1 protein-coding gene is annotated in these 1,169 nt (G+C 63.6%); it reads right to left on the bottom strand.

Features of this window, described 5'->3' with window-relative positions:
• On the bottom strand, positions 1 to 1,169 hold a 1,169-nt coding region (locus PY650_RS36490; RefSeq protein WP_285884953.1), incomplete at both ends, for an amino acid adenylation domain-containing protein.

The following is a 1,169-nucleotide window of genomic DNA, read 5'->3' as shown; positions in this document are numbered from 1 at the left end:
GAGCCCGAGCAGCTCCCTCCAGATCTGCGCCAGCGTCGTCTCGATCTCGCCTTGCGGCGCCTCATAGGTGCGTCGCGCATAGGCGTCGTCGTCGGGAACAGGCAGCGCCTTGCGGTCGAGCTTGCCGTTCGGCGTCAGCGGCAGGGTATCGAGCCGCACGAAGGCCGACGGCACCATATAGTCGGGCAGCCGCTCGCTGACGTGCGCGCGCAAGGCGCCGGCAAGGTCGGATCCCTCGGCTCCGTCGGCATGCTCGCTCGCAACCACATAGGCGACGAGGTGCTTGTCGCCGGCGCGGTCCTCTTGCGCCACCACGACGGCCTCGCGCACCAGGGCATGCTCGCAAAGCCGTGCGGCGATCTCGCCCGGCTCGATGCGGAAGCCGCGGATCTTCACCTGCTCGTCGTTGCGGCCGAGGAATTCCAGATTGCCATCCGGCAGATAACGGCCGAGGTCACCGGTCTTGTACAGCCGGTCGCCTTCGACAAAGGGGCTGGCGATGAACCGCTCGGCCGTCAGCTCCGGCCGGTTCAGATAGCCGCGGGCAACGCCGGCCCCGCCGATATAAAGCTCGCCCACCGCCCCGAACGGCACCGGCGCGCCATCGCCGTCCAGCAGGTAAATCCGCGTGTTGGCGATCGGACGGCCGATCGTCTCAACGACAGCCTCTCCCCTCGCCATGCGGATCCAGGTCGAATAGGTTGTCGTCTCGGAAGGAGCGTACAGATTGCAAATCTTTTGAACGCGACTGCCCGCAAAGACCCTCTCGATCAGATCTGCCTTCAGCCGTTCGCCCGCCAAGTTGATGACGCTTGTCGAAGCTGGCACGGCCCGTTTGTCGAGCAGGGAAGCGATCGCCGAAGGGACTGTGTTAATCAAGGAGACATCCAAGGACGCCTGTGCCAATGCCAGCGCATTGTCGACAAGATACAGTGTGCCTCCTTGCGAAAGCGGAACGAAGCACTCATAGACGGACAGGTCAAAGCTGATCGAGGTGGAACCCAGGATGTGGCTCGTCTCGGATTCCGCAAACACGTCGCTGTTCCAATGCAGCAGGTTCACGGTGCTCTGATGCTCGACCATGACGCCCTTTGGTGTCCCGGTGGAACCGGAGGTATAGATGATATAGGCGAGATGGCGTGCGGTAAGGCCAAGGGCGCGGGGGTCTG

Source organism: Martinezella calliandrae (assembly GCF_030272695.1).
Taxonomy (GTDB): Bacteria; Pseudomonadota; Alphaproteobacteria; order Rhizobiales; family Rhizobiaceae; genus Rhizobium; species Rhizobium calliandrae.
Note: the sequence above shows the minus strand (reverse complement) of the source record. Positions and strands in the feature narration are given on the sequence as shown.